General features: G+C 71.0%; 18 protein-coding genes and 1 tRNA gene. 6 read left to right on the top strand and 13 right to left on the bottom strand.

The window, feature by feature from the left end; translation table 11 throughout:
* Position 1 precedes the first annotated feature (1 nt).
* Positions 2 to 790, top strand: coding sequence for an acetoacetate decarboxylase family protein (locus tag BLT23_RS15990; RefSeq protein WP_090049937.1), 789 nt, complete (start codon positions 2 to 4; stop codon positions 788 to 790).
* 3 nt (positions 791 to 793) lie between these two features.
* Complete coding sequence (locus BLT23_RS15985) at positions 794 to 1,189, top strand: tautomerase family protein (protein WP_090049935.1); 396 nt, start codon at positions 794 to 796, stop codon at positions 1,187 to 1,189.
* A gap of 37 nt (positions 1,190 to 1,226) precedes the next feature.
* Here the strand turns inward: BLT23_RS15985 and BLT23_RS15980 are convergent, their stop codons facing one another.
* The 5 genes from BLT23_RS15980 to BLT23_RS15960 all read right to left on the bottom strand — a co-directional run bounded on the left by BLT23_RS15980 (position 1,227) and on the right by BLT23_RS15960 (position 5,212).
* Positions 1,227 to 1,565 (bottom strand): DMT family transporter, encoded by a 339-nt coding sequence (locus tag BLT23_RS15980; protein ID WP_090049933.1) that lies wholly within the window; start codon positions 1,563 to 1,565, stop codon positions 1,227 to 1,229.
* Positions 1,566 to 1,867: 302 nt separating this feature from the next.
* Complete coding sequence (bcp, locus tag BLT23_RS15975; RefSeq protein WP_090049931.1) at positions 1,868 to 2,335, bottom strand: thioredoxin-dependent thiol peroxidase; 468 nt, start codon at positions 2,333 to 2,335, stop codon at positions 1,868 to 1,870.
* 146 nt (positions 2,336 to 2,481) lie between these two features.
* Positions 2,482 to 3,009 carry a hypothetical protein gene (locus BLT23_RS15970; RefSeq protein WP_090049927.1) on the bottom strand — a complete coding sequence of 176 codons (528 nt, stop codon included), beginning with the start codon at positions 3,007 to 3,009 and terminating at the stop codon, positions 2,482 to 2,484.
* 336 nt (positions 3,010 to 3,345) lie between these two features.
* On the bottom strand, positions 3,346 to 4,374 hold the full coding sequence (locus BLT23_RS15965) for an LLM class flavin-dependent oxidoreductase (protein ID WP_090049925.1): 1,029 nt from the start codon (positions 4,372 to 4,374) through the stop codon (positions 3,346 to 3,348).
* A gap of 7 nt (positions 4,375 to 4,381) precedes the next feature.
* On the bottom strand, positions 4,382 to 5,212 hold the full coding sequence (locus BLT23_RS15960) for a hypothetical protein (protein WP_245743986.1): 831 nt from the start codon (positions 5,210 to 5,212) through the stop codon (positions 4,382 to 4,384).
* 19 nt (positions 5,213 to 5,231) lie between these two features.
* Here BLT23_RS15960 and BLT23_RS15955 point away from each other — a divergent pair, with 19 nt between their 5' ends.
* Positions 5,232 to 6,377, top strand: a complete 1,146-nt coding sequence (locus tag BLT23_RS15955) for an FAD-dependent oxidoreductase (RefSeq protein ID WP_090049923.1) — start codon at positions 5,232 to 5,234, stop codon at positions 6,375 to 6,377.
* Positions 6,378 to 6,386: 9 nt separating this feature from the next.
* Here the strand turns inward: BLT23_RS15955 and BLT23_RS15950 are convergent, their stop codons facing one another.
* Both BLT23_RS15950 and BLT23_RS15945 read right to left on the bottom strand, forming a co-directional pair.
* Positions 6,387 to 7,001, bottom strand: a complete 615-nt coding sequence (locus BLT23_RS15950) for a DedA family protein (protein WP_090049921.1) — start codon at positions 6,999 to 7,001, stop codon at positions 6,387 to 6,389.
* Between the two features lie 325 nt (positions 7,002 to 7,326).
* Positions 7,327 to 7,400, bottom strand: a tRNA-Leu gene (locus BLT23_RS15945).
* A 108-nt stretch (positions 7,401 to 7,508) separates the two neighbouring features.
* Between BLT23_RS15945 and BLT23_RS15940 the strand changes: the two genes are divergently transcribed.
* Positions 7,509 to 7,730: a DUF3618 domain-containing protein gene (locus BLT23_RS15940; protein ID WP_090049918.1), complete on the top strand. Its 222-nt coding sequence runs from the start codon at positions 7,509 to 7,511 to the stop codon at positions 7,728 to 7,730.
* Between the two features lie 25 nt (positions 7,731 to 7,755).
* Here the strand turns inward: BLT23_RS15940 and BLT23_RS15935 are convergent, their stop codons facing one another.
* The 3 genes from BLT23_RS15935 to BLT23_RS15925 form a co-directional block, all read right to left on the bottom strand.
* Entirely contained in the window at positions 7,756 to 8,367 is a 612-nt protein-coding gene (locus BLT23_RS15935; protein WP_245743985.1) for a TetR/AcrR family transcriptional regulator, read from the bottom strand.
* Positions 8,368 to 8,578: 211 nt separating this feature from the next.
* Positions 8,579 to 9,340: a class I SAM-dependent methyltransferase gene (locus BLT23_RS15930; protein WP_090049916.1), complete on the bottom strand. Its 762-nt coding sequence runs from the start codon at positions 9,338 to 9,340 to the stop codon at positions 8,579 to 8,581.
* Positions 9,337 to 10,479, bottom strand: coding sequence for a carboxylesterase family protein (locus BLT23_RS15925; protein WP_090049914.1), 1,143 nt, complete (start codon positions 10,477 to 10,479; stop codon positions 9,337 to 9,339). Before BLT23_RS15925 ends, BLT23_RS15930 begins: the two co-directional genes overlap by 4 nt.
* Before the next feature lie 115 nt (positions 10,480 to 10,594).
* Here BLT23_RS15925 and BLT23_RS15920 point away from each other — a divergent pair, with 115 nt between their 5' ends.
* Positions 10,595 to 11,629: a zinc-dependent alcohol dehydrogenase family protein gene (locus BLT23_RS15920; RefSeq protein WP_090049912.1), complete on the top strand. Its 1,035-nt coding sequence runs from the start codon at positions 10,595 to 10,597 to the stop codon at positions 11,627 to 11,629.
* On the opposite strand, the gene BLT23_RS15915 is transcribed toward BLT23_RS15920, so the two are convergent.
* Complete coding sequence (locus tag BLT23_RS15915; RefSeq protein WP_090049910.1) at positions 11,607 to 13,094, bottom strand: flavin-containing monooxygenase; 1,488 nt, start codon at positions 13,092 to 13,094, stop codon at positions 11,607 to 11,609. The two genes, BLT23_RS15920 and BLT23_RS15915, sit on opposite strands and share 23 nt — an antisense overlap.
* Positions 13,095 to 13,208: 114 nt before the next feature.
* On the opposite strand from BLT23_RS15915, the gene BLT23_RS15910 reads away from it, so the two are divergent.
* Positions 13,209 to 13,799, top strand: coding sequence for a TetR/AcrR family transcriptional regulator (locus BLT23_RS15910; RefSeq protein WP_090050397.1), 591 nt, complete (start codon positions 13,209 to 13,211; stop codon positions 13,797 to 13,799).
* Here BLT23_RS15910 and BLT23_RS15905 read toward each other — a convergent pair.
* Together BLT23_RS15905 and BLT23_RS15900 are read right to left on the bottom strand one after the other, a co-directional pair.
* The gene (locus BLT23_RS15905; protein WP_090049908.1) at positions 13,759 to 14,466 is read right to left on the bottom strand and encodes a type 1 glutamine amidotransferase; all 708 of its coding nucleotides are present in this window, start codon (positions 14,464 to 14,466) and stop codon (positions 13,759 to 13,761) included. The two genes, BLT23_RS15910 and BLT23_RS15905, sit on opposite strands and share 41 nt — an antisense overlap.
* The gene (locus tag BLT23_RS15900) at positions 14,459 to 15,706 is read right to left on the bottom strand and encodes a MurT ligase domain-containing protein (protein WP_245743984.1); all 1,248 of its coding nucleotides are present in this window, start codon (positions 15,704 to 15,706) and stop codon (positions 14,459 to 14,461) included. Before BLT23_RS15900 ends, BLT23_RS15905 begins: the two co-directional genes overlap by 8 nt.
* Positions 15,707 to 15,734 lie beyond the last annotated feature (28 nt).

Here is a 15,734-nt window from a genome sequence, read left to right as displayed (position 1 = left end):
CATGAAGGGCTACACCGTTCCCCTGTCACCCCGCGGCATCGCGAACCTCGCGCCCGTCCCGCCGTGGCACTACGCGGGCACCGCGATCGCCGTCGAGTTCTTCACCGACCCGGAGGCCGCCGCCGCGACCCTGCCGGAGGGCCTGACCCTCGACCCGGCCTCGGCCGGACGCGGCGTGGCGACCTTCATCGACTGGCAGTACTCGTCGACCGGCTTGGAGTACCTCGACCCCGCGCGCTCGCAGTACCGCGAGTTCTTCGTGACGCTCGACGCCCTGCACGGCGAGACGCCGGTCGCCTGGTGCCCGTACATCTACGTCGACAACGACTCGGCGATGGCCCGCGGCTGGGTGCAGGGCTTCCCGAAGAAGCTCGGCGCCGTCCACCAGACCCGCGCCTACGCGGCCGGCGGCCCCGGCACACCCGTGCTCGGCGCGGGCGGCAGGTTCGCCGCCACCGCGTCGTCGTCGGGCCAGCGCATCGCCGAGGCGTCGATCACCCTCGCCCAGCGCGTCGAGGACCCGGCCGCCCTGATGAGCAGGCCCGTGGTCAACCTCCGCCACTTCCCGAGCCTCGCCGCAGGGACGCACGACAAGCCCGCCGTCCACGAGCTCGTCATGTCGGTCATGGACGACCCCGCCGTCGCCGACGCCTGGGCGGGCACCGCCGAGCTCGCGTTTCTGCCCGCCCGCAGCGAGGAGCTGGCCGACCTGCCGGTGCGGCGCGTCGGCGCGGGCCTGCACTTCGACCTCGCCTACACCGTCACCGACCTCAAGACCCTGGCGAGCTGAGCCGTGCCCGTCTACACCTGCACGACCGCGGCCGGCACCCTCACCCCGGCGGTCAAGCGGAGCCTGGCCGGGGAGATCACCCGCGTCCACTCCGAGATCAACCACGTGCCGCCCGGCTATGTGAACGTCGTCTTCTCCGAGCTGCCGCGCGAGGACGTCTACGTGGGAGGAGAGCCCGGCGCACCGCTGCTCATCACGGGCTGGGCCCGGCGCGGCCACCCCCAGCGGGAGACGACACGTCTGGCGCTGGCGGTGTCCGCCGCGGCATCCCGGATCTCCGGGGTGCCGCGGGACCGGGTCCTCGTGGTGATCCAGGACAGCCCGGCCCGCTCGGCCGTCGAGGCCGGACACGTGCTGCCCGAACCGGGCGAGGAAGCGAGCTGGCAGGGCGCCGGGTGACCCGCGCCAACCGGGGAAACCACACCTCGGCGTGCGGTCACGCCGCCGCGTGGGCGTGGGACGCGACCGACACCACGCACACGCCGGCCGCGATGAGGGCCATGCCGGCCAGCATCGCGAGGTTCAGCGGGTCGGCGAACAGCACGCGGCTCGTGATGGCGACCAGCGCGATGCCCGCGCCCGCCCAGATCGCATAGGTGATCGCGACCGGCAGGCCCATCCGGATCACCTGCGACTCGAGGTAGAGAGCCGTGAGGAAACCGGCCGCCAGCCCCACCACGGGCCACGGTTTCGTGAAGCCCTCGGAGTACTTCAGACAAAGGGTCGCGAAAACCTCCGCGCCCACGGCGACGGTCAGCAAAATCCACTTCAACATTGATTTTTTCCCAGCACGAAATGCACGCAGCGGTACGCATGCGTGTTCGACGACGAACGGACGACAGGGCAGAAAGCCCTGGTCAGCCGCCTCGCGTGGGGAAGTGGACGCGCAAGACGAAATCAGACGGGATGTCGGGACCGCGAGGTGTCGTCACGCGACACACGGTGTATCACCCTCACCGGAACAAGGGGCGGCTTTGTGCACGCCCTGTCCCGACCATACCCGAAGAAGGGGTCGCCGCCGCAACTTCTGCGGCGACGACCCCTGTTTTCACGCGAAAGTTTCCGCGAACGGGCGACTCAGGCGGGCAGTTCGCGCAGGAGCTTCGCCACGTGACCGGTGGCGCGGACGTTGTACATCGCCTTGACGATCTTGCCGTCCGGGCCGACGAGGAACGTCGAGCGGATGACGCCCTGGACCGTGCGGCCGTAGTTCTGCTTCTCGCCGAACGCGCCCCACTCCGTGAGGACCTTCTTCTCCTGGTCGCCGAGCAGCGGGAAGGTGAGGCCCTCGGCGTCGCGGAACTTCGCCAGCTTCTCCTGCTTGTCGGGCGAGATGCCGACGACCTCGTAGCCCGAGTCGGCGAGAACGCCGAGGTTGTCGCGGAAGTCGCAAGCCTGCTTCGTGCAGCCCGGCGTGCTCGCGGCCGGGTAGAAGTACACGACGACGGACTTGCCGAGGTAGTCGGACAGGGACACCGGCTTGCCCTCGCTGTCGGGCAGCGTGAACGCGGGCGCGGTGTCTCCGGGTTCGAGACGACGGGTCATGCCCGGAAGACTAGTGGTGCGTCACGCGCCGCCGGCGACGCTCGGCAGGCGCCCGCCGCTGGTGCGTGAACCGCGCGGCTGGTGTCGTGAGTCGCCGCAGGTGCCGCGAGTCGGCTCGCCGGACGGCGAGCCCGGCTGCCGCCTAGCTACGCCTTGCCCTCGTAGACGGTGGGCGCGTCCTGCCCCTGGCCGCCCGGCTGGATCGTGAGCCGTATCCGCACGGGCTGCTGCGGCACCGCGAAGGCCAGCTGGATCTGCGTGTCGCGGCCCGCCGGGACCTCCGCCACGGCCGCGTCGAGGCCGTCGAGGCCCTGCACGGAGTCCACCAGTTCGGCGGCGGGGGAGTCGTCGGCCGTCGCGCGCACGGACAGCTGGGACGTGCGGTAAGGGGTCTTCGAGCCGTTGTAGATGGTGATCGTGAAGACCGCTGTGCGCCCGGCCGGAGGGATCGCCGTCTCGGACGGTGTCAGCGAACGAGGGGCGGACACGACCACCGACAACCCCGAGGCCCACACGCGCTGCGTGCCGAACGGGGCGACGTTGGACGCGCTGGGCGTCTCGGCGCGTTGTTCGACGGTGAGGTCGTCCTTCGGGGCGTCGGCGACACTGGGGCCCGCACATCCCGCCACGGCCAACAGCAGGCACAGGCCCGCGGCCGTTTTGGCGAACTTCACGAACTCCCCTTTCCCACCCCGGCGGTGGGTGTGTGCGACTCACGTCAACTGTGACGGTGCCGCAGGGGTAGTTGCGAACGAAAGTGGCCCTTGAAGCGGACCTGGTGCCGGGCCGTGGCCGACTCGTGATGGGCGGCGTGGGCGGCGCCACATGGACGCCTGCCCCACGCCATCCGGCGGCATCAGCCGCCTGGTGAAGCTAGGGAGCGCGTCGGGGGGCGTGCGCGCTCATACCGATCATCGCCCACTGTGTGTCTGGCGCTACAAGCGGAGCCGATAATCACCCGTTCAGAGCAGTGGGTATCGTACAAAACGTGAAGCTCACGCCTGGGCGACTCATGTATGTGCGGCTGAACGGCCCAGGGAGGGCGTCCGTTCGGCGATCTCGCTCAGCAGCTCGAACGATCGCAGACGGTCATCATGGCCGTGCACGATCGTCGTCACCATGAGCTCGTCGGCCGCCGTCGACTCCAGCAGCTCGCCGAGCCCGGCGCGGACCGTCGAGGGCGACCCGATGATCTGGCTGCTCATCCGGTCCTCGATCACGAGCTCGTCGATCTCGGTGTACGGGTAGTCCGCCGCCTCCTGCGGCGTCTCCAGCGGCCCGGGGCGGCCCTGGCGCAACCGCACGAATGAGAGCGCTCCCGGACCAGCGATCCAGCGCGCGTGCTCGTCGGTGTCCGCCACGATCACCGAGGCGCAGACCATCGCGTAGGGCTCGGAGAGCACCTCGGACGGGCGGAAGTTCCGCCGGTACAGCTCCAGCGCGGGCAGCGTGTTCTGCGCGCTGAAGTGGTGGGCGAACGCGAACGGCAGCCCCAGCAGACCCGCGGCCTGCGCGCTGTAGCCGGACGAGCCCAGCAGCCAGATCGGCGGCTTGTTGCCCGCGGCCGGGACGGCGTTGAGGTCGGCGGTGCCCTCGAAGTACTTGATCAGGTCGGTGAGCTCCTGCGGGAAGTTCTCCGCGGACAGCCCGGCCTCCGTGCGCCGCAACGCCCGCGCGGTCTTCTGGTCCGTGCCCGGCGCGCGGCCGATGCCGAGGTCGATGCGTCCGGGGTGCAGCGCTTCGAGCATGCCGAACTGCTCCGCGACCACCAGCGGCGCGTGGTTGGGCAGCATCACACCGCCGGACCCGACGCGGATCGTCGACGTGGCGTCCGCGATGTGCCCGATCAGCACGGCGGGCGCGGAGGACGCGATGCCCGGCATGTTGTGGTGCTCGGCGAACCAGTACCGGTGGTAACCGAGGCGTTCGGCCTGCTGAGCGAGCTCCCGCGAGTTCCGCAACGCGGTCGTCGCATCCGACCCCGACGTGATCGGGGCGAGGTCGAGAACGGACAGCGGGATATCACTCAGGCGACTCATGCATCGATCAACACCGATACTTCGTGACTTCTTCCGTGAGCCGCGTAACTCGTTTCGCCGCCGTCTCGTAGCTGGTGCCCTCCGGGTGCAGCGTCAACACCGCGACGACGCTGAACCCGCACGTCCCGGACGTGTGCAGGGCAGGCGACGTCGTGTCGAGCTCCCACCGCACACGCGGCCGAGGCCGGTCCACGCACGGCCTGACCGGGTCGCCGAACCCGGACCAGCCCTGCTTGAACGCGGGCCGCCACGTGACGGACGGCAGCCCGAACGACTGGTCGAACCCGTCCGACGCGCACCGCTCCGCCCGGTGCAGGTGCCCCATGACCGTGTGCCGGACCTTCGGCGCCGCCCGCTCCAGCAGGTACCGGTAGGTCTGCACGACGTCGTGGGCGCTCACCGCCGTGTAGCCCCACATGCCGCGGTTCTCCGGCGGCCGCGTGTCCCGCAGCCCGAGCCGCCGGGCCGTGCGCACCACGACCTGCTCCCACCCGTTCTCGACCCACAGCTCGCTCGCGGAGTAGTCGTCGCTGACCCGCAGCATCGGCTCGATGCGCGGATCGTCACCCCGCGTCTCCAGCTGCTCGATCGCGATCAGGATCTTCACGAGCGAGGCCGACCGGATCCGCTTGTGGACGTCCCGCCCGGTCACCTTGCGCGCGAACCGGTCGTAGATGGCATAGGACGCCGTCGTCCTGGACACGGACTGGGTTTCGGACACGGGCACGGACTGGGCCTCGGACACGGACCGGGGCTCGGCCGGGGCGGCTGCCGCCGGGGCCGGTGCCGCCAGCAGTGCCGTTGTGACCAGCAGTGCCGTCGTGAGCGGAAGGTGCACGTTCCGGAACTTAACGGTGATGAGCCGTGGCTCACATCACGAGAAGGACCACTACCTCCTTTCCGTTGAACTGGACGTGACGGACGTGGGTGTGACGGACGTGGTGGTGATCGGCGCGGGACAGGCGGGCCTGTCCGCCTCCTACTTCTTGCGGCGTCGCGGCGTGGACCACGTCGTGCTGGACGCGAACGACGCGCCCGGCGGCGCGTGGCTGCACCGCTGGCCGAGCCTGCGCATGCGCACCGTGCACGGCATCCACGAGCTGCCCGGCATGCCGTTCGAGCAGCCCGCCCCCGACGAACGCGCCAACGAGGCGATCCCGTCCTACTTCGCGCGCTACGAGGCGCTGCACGACCTGCCGGTCGTGCGCCCGGTGAACGTCACCCGGGTTCGCGACGACGGTCCCCTGCTGAAGGTCGAGATCTCCGCCGGTGTCTGGACCGCCCGCGGCCTGATCAACGCCACCGGCACCTGGCGCCGCCCGTTCTGGCCGCACTACCCCGGCCAGGAGACGTTCCAGGGCCGCCAGCTGCACACCGCCGACTACCAGGGCCCCGAAGCGTTCGCCGGTAAGCGCGTCGTGGTCGTGGGCGGTGGCGCGTCGGCTACACAGTTGCTCATGGAACTGGCTCCTTTCGCTGCGGAGACGCGCTGGGTCACGCGTCACGAACCGGTGTGGCGGGAAGGCCCGTTCACCGAGGACTACGGCCGCTGGGTCGTCGGTTTGGTCGAGGAACGGGTTCGTGCGGGCCTGATCCCGCGCAGCGTTGTCAGCGTGACCGGCCTGGCCCTGACCGAGGAGACCCGCGCGGCGATCGAGTCCGGCGTGCTCCGGCGCCGGCCGATCTTCTCCCGCATCACGCCCTCCGGCGTGGAGTGGGACTCCGGCGCGAGCGGCACGGGTGAGCCCGAGCGGTTCGACGCCGACGTCATCCTGTGGGCCACCGGGTTCCGGCACGACCTCGACCACCTGGCACCGCTGCGGTTGCGCGGACCTGGCGGCGGGATCCAGGTGGACGGCACGCGGGTCGTGGCCGATCCGCGGATCCACCTGGTGGGGTACGGGCCGTCGGCCAGCACGATCGGTGCCAACCGGGCCGGGCGGAGCGCTGTGCGGGAGTTGGTGGGGTACTTGGAGATCGGGAGCTTGGCCGCGGCCGGGTGAGGCGAGGGCTCACAGGCGTGAGGTGGTGCGTCTCTTCGAGAGGCGGACCGCCACGAAGATGACCGCTGTCACCGCGGCCAGCACCAGGACGGTGGTCGACGCCAGGCCGACGTACTGCTCGACCAGGTGCCAGTTGTCGCCCAGCAGGTAGCCCGCGAGGATCAGCGCTGTGTTCCACAGCAGGCTGCCCGCTGCCGTGTAGGCGATGAACGGGGCTAATCGCATGCGTTCCACGCCGGCCGGGATCGAGACGAGGCTGCGGAACACCGGGACCATGCGGCCGAAGAAGACCGCGCGGTAGCCGTTGCGCAGGAACCACGCCTCCGTCTTGTCCACATCGGACACTCGGACCAGCGGTACGCGTCCGGCCAGGCGGCGGACGCGGTCCCGGCCCAGGAGCGCGCCCGCCCAGTAGAGGAGCAGGGCGCCCGCCACCGAACCGGCTGTGGTCCAGAGGATGGCGTCGAGCAGCGACATCTTGCCCTGGCCCGCGGTGAAGCCGGCCAGGGGCAGGAAGACCTCGCTGGGCAGGGGCGGGAACAGGTTCTCGAGTGCGATGGCCAGGGCCGCTCCCGGGGCTCCGGCCGTCTCCATCAGGTCGGTGACCCAGTCGGCCAAGTTCATGGGGTCGACGCTACGGACGGGGATGGGCGGGCACAGTGGGGTTTTCCCTGATGTTCGGGTGGGGTGTTCCCCACCTCTTGGATGCGGGAAACCGTAAAAGGGGTGGTCCTGGCGCAGTCCTCGGAGGACGCGGCCGGATCGGTGGAACGGGCGTGCTGATCGGCCACAAGGGACCTGGGCCGGGAGCGTGGCGCCGGCTGCGGGGGCGCGACGCGGAAGCGGGGGCAGACGTGGGGCAGTTCCGGAGCGGTGCCCCGAACTCGCCCCACGCCCGTCGGGACGCCGGTCGACGGTCTTCGCTCTGACGCGGACCAGAGCCCTGTCGTGAGGTCGGGGGGACTCGAACCCCCACTGGCTGGGACCTAAACCCAGTGCCTCTGCCAATTGGGCTACGACCCCTCACGGAAAGCCTATCGGCCCCCCGTGTGCACGCTCTCCCGGGTCGCGCGAAGCCCCGGCGCGTGCCGTCCACTACGGTTGGCGGCAGAACCGCTGCTAGGAGGACATGTGGCTCGCGACCCCGACACCATCCAGCGCGAGATCGAACAGGCTCGCGCCGCGCTGGCCGCCACCCTGGACGAGCTCAGCGAGCGCGCCAACCCGCAGAAGCTCGTCGAGCAGGGCAAGGCGTCCGTGCTCGACGTGCTGAGCCAGCCCAAGGTCAAGTACACGCTGATCGCGGTCGGTGCCGTGGTCGGCTTCGCGTTGGTCCGCAAGCTGTTCCGCTAGACCGGCGCGGGTTCCGCGCCGGTCCCTACGCGTGCACCAACGGCAGGAGCACCTGCTCGACGACCTTCTCCACGAACGGCTCGTCGAGCGGGTCCCCGGTCAGCATCAGCCGGTAGATGAGGGCGGCGCCCGCGATCTCGACGGCCATGCCGCGCGGGGCGTCGGCCCTCAGCTCTCCCCGTTCGGCGGCCCGGTCGAGGATGCCGCGCAGCACGTCGCGCTGCGAGATCAGGAACGTCTCCCGGAACGCCGCCGCCAGCTCGGGCTCGTGGGGCAGCTCGCCCACCAGCGCCTGGGCCGCCTTGCCGATCGGTCCGGAGAGGAACGCGGCGAACGACGACAGGAACTCGCGCAGGTCGCCCGCCAGCGAGCCGGTGTCCGGCGCCGCCAGGTTCTGCGTCGCGAGCTGGGTGCAGGTGTCGATCACCAGGTCGAGCTTCGACTCCCACCGCCGGTAGATCGTCGCCTTGCCCGCCCTCGCGCGGGCCGCCACGGCGTCCATGGTGAGCGCGCGGTACCCGACCTCGGCCATCACCTCGAGCGCTGCCTGACGTAATGCGTCGTCCCTGCTGGCGTCGCGAGGGCGGCCCCGCTGGGGGGTCCTGCCCTCGTTGTACGCCGTCGTCGACACGGCCATGCCACCTCCTCGTGCCAGGGCACGGCTTCGCGTGTCTCCCCGCCCCTTTGGCGGAACATCCTAGGCGTGATACCCGCCCCGTAGGGCGAGGAGCACCCGGTTGTCGCTTCGTGTTGCGGTTGGTGAGGTCTGGCCCGGCACGGCGGTGCGCGACCTGCGACGACGTGACGGAAGACCGGCGGTGAAACGCTTTTCGCGGGCGGAGAGCGTCTCAGTTGGGGGTGTCGCGCAGCTCACACCGGCGGGCCAGGGCGAGCTGGGTCAGGTAGCGCTTGACGATCCTGCCACCGAACCGGGTGTCGATCAGCTCGGCGACGCCGGCGACCAGCCGGTCGCGGTCGGGCAGCGCGATGTGGTTGGAGTACGTGTTGATCAGGTCGACGTACGCCGCCGTGTCGTAGGCCAGCTCCCACTCGTAGCGGTGGAACTCCGGCTCCTCGAAGAGGTCGCTCTCGTCGAGCTCGCGGGGGATCTCCTCGGCCGGGGAGAGCCGCAGGCCGGGCGGGGTGTCCGGGTCCCAGCGCTCGTAGACCTCCTGCACCTCGGCGAAGAACCGCCCGGTCCCACCGGCGACGTGGTGCGTGGAGATCACCGCCAGCGAGCCGCCCGGCCGCAGCGCCGCGGCGCACCTGGCCATGCGGGTGGCCGGGTCGAGCCAGTGGAACGCCGTCGCGGACACGACGAGGTCGAACGGGTCCGGTGGCAGCGGCCAGACGTCGAAGTCCGCCACGACCACGTGCGCGGCCGGGGCGTGCGTGCGGGCCAGTGCGGCCATCGCGGGGCTCAGCTCGACCGCCGTCACGTCGCCGAGAGCCGTGAGCGGCAGCGTGGCTTGGCCGGTGCCGGGGCCGATCTCCAGGATGCGCGGGCCGGTCAGCCGGGTGAACAGCTCGGGCGGGTAGGTGGGACGGGCCCGGTGGTAGCGGGCCGCGTCCTCGCCGAAGGTCGTGCGCAGGCGCTCGCGGTCGGTCATCCGCCGAACTCAAGCGAACGCGACGGCAGCGCGTCCATCCCGTTTCGCGCGAAACCCGCCCACGTGCTGCGCATGGTCTTCGCCAGGTCCTGGTCGGGTTCCTCGCCCGCCAGCATGCCCGCGCCCACCCAGCCGTCCGGGTCGAACAGGAACGGCAGCTCCATGCAGTGGCACGACCCTTTGGGGGCTCCGGCGGCCGCCCAGCGGAAGACGTAGGTGGCGGCCTGTCCGCCCGCCGCCGTCCAGTCCTGCGCCAGCTGACGTGACGGGCCCGCGAAGACCAGCTCCGTCACGGCCTGCCAGTACTCGGGGTCCGGCGAGTACGGGCTGCCGTCGTCGGCGGTGTGCCCGACCAGCAGCTCCACCCGCGGCGCCACCGAGGCGAGGCCGGTCGCGTCCAGCTCCGGGGCGAACGGCATGCCGCCGGACGGCGCGAACCGCGGCCCCACCTCGGCGACGGCGGCCTGCTGCAGGGCCAGCACGTCCGCCACGGGAGTCTCGGCGTCCACCGGGATGGCCTCGCGCAACGCCTCCGCCAGCGCGGGCCGGTCGGCGCCTCGGGTGCCCAGCGGCGCGCTTTGCAGGATCGCCCGGTGGAACAGGCCCTCGGTGTCGGTGAGCAGCAACGCGTACACGGCGTCGGCACCGGCGGACTGCCCGAACGCCGTCACGTTCGACGGGTCGCCGCCGAACTCGGCGATGTTGTCCCGCACCCACCGCAGCGCGGTGAGCTGGTCGAGCAGCCCGAGGTTGTCGCGCAGGTACCCGAAGACGCCGAGCCGGTAGCTGACGCTCACCACCACGACGCCCTCCGCGGCCAGCAGCGACGCGTCGTACTTCACCGCCTCGCCGCTGCCCGTCACGTAGGCGCCGCCGTGGAACCAGACCATCACCGGCAGCCCGGACGCCCCGGCGGGCGCGGTCACCGACAGCACCTGGCAGTGCTCGTCGAACGTCATGCCGTCGACGGTGCCGCCGACGAGCGCCGCGAGCGTCGACGGCGGCTGCGGGCAGGCGGGGCCGCGCCGGGACGCGTCGCGCACGCCGTCCCACGCGACCGGCTCCGGCTTCTCGAAGCGGGAGGCGCTCGCGTAGCGGATGCCGCGCGCACGGACGAGACCATCGGTGTTGATCAGCACGTTCGCGATCGTAGGCGGGCGGGGTAACCAACTCCACAGCGTTCCGGTTCGGCGCGACCGGCGTCGCAGGAGCACGATGCACAGGTTCGGTCATCGAGGCATGAGGAGGTAGCCGGTGCGGGCTACGACGATTCACGGCACCCGTGACGTCCGCGTGGAGGAGGTGCCGGACGCGGCCGTCGTGGAGCCCACGGACGTCGTGGTGAGGGTCGAGCTGGCGTGCATCTGCGGCAGCGACCTGTGGGCGTACCGGGGCGTGGCCAAGCGCGCGGCGGGACAGCGGATCGGGCACGAGTTCCTCGGCATCGTCGAGGAGGTCGGCGGCGAGGTGCGGTCCGTGCGGGTGGGCGACCGGGTGATCGCGCCGTTCGTGTGGAGCGACGGCAGCTGCGCGTACTGCCAGGCCGGGTTGCAGACGTCTTGCCTCAACGGCGGCTTCTGGGGCACCAAGGGCAGCGACGGTGGCCAGGGCGAGGCGGTGCGCGTGCCGCAGGCCGACGGCACGCTCGTCAGGGTGCCCGCGGACGCGCCGGCCGAGCTGCTGCCCGCGTTCCTGAGCCTGTCCGACGTCATGGGCACCGGCCACCACGCGGCGGTCGGCGCCGGGGTGCAGCCGGGCAGCACGGTCGCGGTCGTCGGTGACGGCGCGGTGGGCCTGTGCGGCGTGCTGGCCGCCAAGCGGCTGGGCGCCGAGCGGATCATCGCGCTGGGACGGCACGAGGACAGGGCGAAGGTCGCGCAGCTCTTCGGGGCCACGGACCAGGTCGCCGAACGCGGTGAGGCCGCCGTCGAGCGCGTCAGGGAGCTGACCGGGGGACTCGGCGCGGCGGCCGTGCTGGAGTGCGTCGGCACCGAGCAGTCGTGGGAGACCGCGATGGGCATCGTCCGCGACGGCGGCCGGATCGGCTACGTCGGCGTGCCGCACGAGATGCCGGGCCTGCCGCTGGGCAAGCTGTTCGGCCGCAACATCAACATCGGCGGCGGCGTCGCGCCCGCGCGGGCGTACCTGCCGGAGCTGCTCGCGGACGTGCTCGCCGGACGCATCGACCCCGGCCCCGTCTTCGACCGGACGGTCTCGCTCGACGACATCGCGCAGGGCTACCAGGCGATGGACGAGCGGACCGCCCTCAAGGTCGTCGTGAAGCCCTGACGGCCGCGGTGAGCACGTAGTCCTCGGCGCGCACGCGCTTGGTCCGCATCCAGTACCGCCAGGTGAAACCCGGCCACACGGTGCGGTTCACGCCCTGCGCGTCGAGGTACCAGCTCTTGCAGCCGCCCTGGGTCCACACGCCCTTGGTGAGCTTGCGGTGCAGTTCGGCGTTGAACGCCCGCTGGGCCTCCGGCCGCACGTCGATCTCCGCCGCGCGGTGGCGGTCCAGCAGCCGCAGGCACTGCGCCACGTACCGGATCTGCGACTCGATCATGAACACGACCGAGTTGTGGCCGAGGCCGGTGTTGGGGCCCAGCAGGAAGAACAGGTTGGGGAAGCCCGAGACCGTGATGCCGTAGTAGGTCTCGATCCCCTGTTCACGCCACTGCTTCGCGAGGTCGACGCCGTTCCTGCCCTGGATGTCCAGGTAGTCGAACGAGTCGACGACGTGGAAGCCGGTGCCGTAGATGATGACGTCGACCTCGTGCTCGACGCCCGCACTGTCCACGATGGACCGCTCGCGCACCTCGGAGATCTTGTCCGTCACCACGTCGACGTTCGGGCGGCCGAGCGCGGGGTAGTAGTCGTTGGAGATCAGCACCCGCTTGCAGCCCATCGTGTAGTCGGGCTTGAGCTTGCGGCGCAGCTCGGGGTCCGGCACCTGCTTCTTCAGGTGCCGCACCGCGACCCCCTGCGCGAACCGCATGATCTTCGGGTTCACCGCGAAGCCCAGCACCGACGACTCGCGCGTCCAGTAGACGAAGTCGCGGTAGAGCCGCTGCGTGAACGGCAGGGTGCGGAACAGCCTCCGCTCCCAGTCGGTGATCGCCCGGTCCGCCTTCGGCATGACCCACGGAGGCGTGCGCTGGAAGAGCTTGAGCGACCCCACCTTCCCCGCGATCTGCGGCACGAACTGGATCGCGGACGCGCCGGTGCCGACGACGGCGACGCGTTTCCCGGTCAGGTCGTGGTCGTGGTCCCACTGGGCACTGTGGAACGTCTTGCCGGTGAAGTTCTCGATGCCGGGCAGCTCGGGGATGTTCGGGATGTGCAATGCGCCCACGCCTGCCACGAGCGCCTGTGCGGTGTAGGTGTCGCCCTGTTCGGTCGTGACGTTCCAGCGCTTCGCCTCGTCGTCCCACCGGGCGCCGGAGACCTTCGTGCCGAACCGGATGTGCGGGCGCAGCCGGTACTTGTCGGCGACGTGCCGGAGGTACTCGAAGATCTCGCCCTGCCGCGCGAACATCCGCGACCACTTCGGGTTCAGCTCGAACGAGAACGAGTACATGTGCGACGGCACGTCGCAGGCGCAGCCGGGGTAGGAGTTGTCGCGCCACGTGCCGCCGATGTCGTCGGCCTTCTCCAGCACCACGAAGTCGTGCTCGCCGCGCCGCCTCAGCTCGACGGCCATCCCCAGGCCGGAGAAGCCGGTGCCGATGACGAGCACTTTCGTCTCACGGTGCATGGGGAGTCCCTCCGCTCGCGATGCCTACTTCGCAGTAGGTTACTCGAAGTAAGTTACGAGCGGTAGACTCCGTTCGTGACCGCACCGCGCCGCCGCATGCCCAAGGCCCAGCGCATGGCGCAGATGATCACCGTCGCGGAGGAGATCTTCGCCGAGCAGGGATATCTGGCCACGTCGATGGACGAGATCGCCGACCGCGTCGGCGTCTCGAAGCCGATGCTCTACGAGTACTTCGGCTCCAAGGAGGGCCTGCTCATCGGCTGCATCCACCGCGCGCGCACCGAGCTGCGCGAGAAGACGGCGGCGGCCATCGCGGGCGCGGCGGGGCCAGAGGAGTTCCTGCGGCGCGGGCTCATGGCGTTCTTCGAGTTCATCGTCGACCACCAGAGGTCCTGGGCGCTGCTGCGGCAGGAGGCGGCGATCGCGGTGCCGTCGGCGCAGGAGGAGGTCGAGGGGATCCGGCAGCAGCAGACGGACATGATCGGGTCCGTGCTGGTGTCGTTCGCCCCGGAGATCGACCCGCTGGAGGCCGAGGCGTTCGCGGAGATCGTCGTCGGGGCGTGTGAACGGCTCGCCGTGTGGTGCGAGCGCAGGCCCTCGGTGGGACCCGCGCTCGCGACCGACTACGTGATGACCGTGATCTGGCCCGGCGTCTCCGCCAGGGTCATGAAGCGGCCCGAACCCGTTCCGCACGCATCGCGGTGACGGCGGGGAGGTCGAGCGGGGCGAGTTTCGTGCCCGTGGCCCACTCGATCAGCAGGTCCGCGAGCGCCGGGTTGCGCGGCAGCACCGGGCCGTGCAGGTAGGTGCAGACGATCCGGCCCTGCACCGCGCCCTCGACGCTGCCGTCGTTGCCCGTGCCGACCTTGACGTGCGCGAGCGGCCGGGCGGACGGCCCCAGTACCGTGCGGCCCTGGTGGTTCTCGAAGCCCGTCAGCGGCCCGGCGAACAGCCCGCCGGCCGGCTCGGCGATGACCTCGCCGATCGCCCGGCTGCCACCCGCGTGCGACGTCGAGTCGATCAGGCCCATGCCGGGGTGCGTGACGTTGTCGGCACGGGTGAAGCTCTCGCCGAAGATCTGGATGCCGGCGCACACACCCAGCACCACGGCGTTCTTCGTGACGGCCCGCTGCAGGCCGGGGTGCTCGCGCAGGTGCTTCACCGCGAGCGTCTGCGCGGTGTCCTCGCCGCCGCCCACGACGTAGATGTCGCACGAGTCCGGCACCGGCTGGCCGTAGTTGATCGGCACGATCTCGGCCTTGATCCCGCGCCACGCCATGCGCTTCTCGAGCACCACGGCGTTGCCGAAGTCGCCGTACGTGCCGAGGAGGTCCGGCAGCACGAGCGCGATCTGGACAGTCGACTCACTCATCAGCGGCAGCCCTGGCATTCAAGTCGCGGAACGCGGTGTAGTTGGCGATGACCTCGACCGGGCCCTGCGGCATCTGGTCGATGGCCTTCAGCGGGTCCGGCACGATCGTGTGCTGGACCTCGGCGTAGGTCAGGCGGACGGCGAGGTCGGTCGCGCGCTCGCCGGACGCGATGACCGTGCGGCCCTGCATCCGTTCGAACGGGACGTCCCACAACCAGCTCAGGTCGCGGCCGTCGGCCTCCTGGGCGTTGATCACCAGGACGGCCGGGTGGTCGGCCTCCTTGACGACCGTGAGCGTCTCGCTCCAGCCGGCCGGGTTCTTGCTCAGCAGCAGGCGCGCGCTGCGGCCGTTGCGCTGGATCGTGCGGTAGCGGCCGCTGACGTTCGAGACGCCGCGCAGCCTGCGCACCGCCTCCTCCGTCGGGACGCCCATGGCGTGCGCCGCCGCCGCCGCCATGACGGCGTTGGCCTGGTTGAACTTGCCGGGCAGGGTGAGCCGCAGCTCCACCTTCTGGTGCTCCGGCGTGATCATCGCCTCGTCGGTGGTGATCCAGTTCGGGTGCGGGCGCGCGAGGTCGCAGCCGGTGCAGTGCCAGTGCTCGCCCTGCCAGGCGATCGGGTTGCCGCAGCGGGGACAGCTCGCCGAGTCGTGGTGCCAGCCGGTGCCGGTGGCGACCCAGACGACCTTCGCCGCGTTCCAGGCCGCGCTCGTCACCATCACGTCGTCGCAGTTGGCGATGACCGTGCAGTCGCGCAGCCCCGCGATCGTGTCGCGCAGCGACCGCTCGATGGTGCGGACCTCGCCGACGCGGTCGAGCTGGTCGCGCGACAGGTTCAGCACGACGGCCACCGCCGGGTTGCTGGCACCGGCGACGGCGGGGAAGTAGCCCTCGTCGCACTCCAGCACCGCGTACGGCGCGTCCGGCTGCTTCGACAACGCGGTGACGTGGCCGTCGGGCATGTTCGCACCGCTGTGGTTCGTGGCGACCTCGCCCAGCGCCGAGACGGCCCTGGCCAGCATCATGGTGCTGGTGGTCTTGCCGTTCGTCCCGGTCACGACGGCGACCCTGCGGCCCTGCGTCAACCTGTTCAGCGCCTGGGGGTCGAGCTTCAGCGCCACCCGGCCGCCGATCATGCCGCCGGCGCCGAGACCCATCTTCTGGGACAGCGTGGAGCTCAGGTTGCCCAGCTTCACGGCGGCCGCGGTGCGCAGGGGGAGGCGGGCGGGGGAATCGTTCACCCCGGCGACTCTACCGGCGGCGGGGTGC

It is taken from the genome of Lentzea fradiae, assembly GCF_900100955.1.
Taxonomy (GTDB): domain Bacteria; phylum Actinomycetota; class Actinomycetes; order Mycobacteriales; family Pseudonocardiaceae; genus Lentzea; species Lentzea fradiae.
The sequence above is the reverse complement of the archived record's forward strand: the minus strand, read 5'-3'. Positions and strand labels throughout refer to the sequence as shown.

Coding starts and splice junctions, on each gene's coding strand:
- BLT23_RS15990 (WP_090049937.1), top strand. CDS start 2: ATGAAGGGCTACACCGTTCCCCTGTCACCCCGCGGCATCGCGAACCTC.
- BLT23_RS15980 (WP_090049933.1), bottom strand. CDS start 1,565: ATGTTGAAGTGGATTTTGCTGACCGTCGCCGTGGGCGCGGAGGTTTTC.
- bcp (WP_090049931.1), bottom strand. CDS start 2,335: ATGACCCGTCGTCTCGAACCCGGAGACACCGCGCCCGCGTTCACGCTG.
- BLT23_RS15965 (WP_090049925.1), bottom strand. CDS start 4,374: ATGAGTCGCCTGAGTGATATCCCGCTGTCCGTTCTCGACCTCGCCCCG.
- BLT23_RS15955 (WP_090049923.1), top strand. CDS start 5,232: ATGAGCCGTGGCTCACATCACGAGAAGGACCACTACCTCCTTTCCGTT.
- BLT23_RS15950 (WP_090049921.1), bottom strand. CDS start 7,001: ATGAACTTGGCCGACTGGGTCACCGACCTGATGGAGACGGCCGGAGCC.
- BLT23_RS15935 (WP_245743985.1), bottom strand. CDS start 8,367: ATGGCCGTGTCGACGACGGCGTACAACGAGGGCAGGACCCCCCAGCGG.
- BLT23_RS15930 (WP_090049916.1), bottom strand. CDS start 9,340: ATGACCGACCGCGAGCGCCTGCGCACGACCTTCGGCGAGGACGCGGCC.
- BLT23_RS15915 (WP_090049910.1), bottom strand. CDS start 13,094: ATGCACCGTGAGACGAAAGTGCTCGTCATCGGCACCGGCTTCTCCGGC.
- BLT23_RS15910 (WP_090050397.1), top strand. CDS start 13,209: ATGGCGCAGATGATCACCGTCGCGGAGGAGATCTTCGCCGAGCAGGGA.
- BLT23_RS15905 (WP_090049908.1), bottom strand. CDS start 14,466: ATGAGTGAGTCGACTGTCCAGATCGCGCTCGTGCTGCCGGACCTCCTC.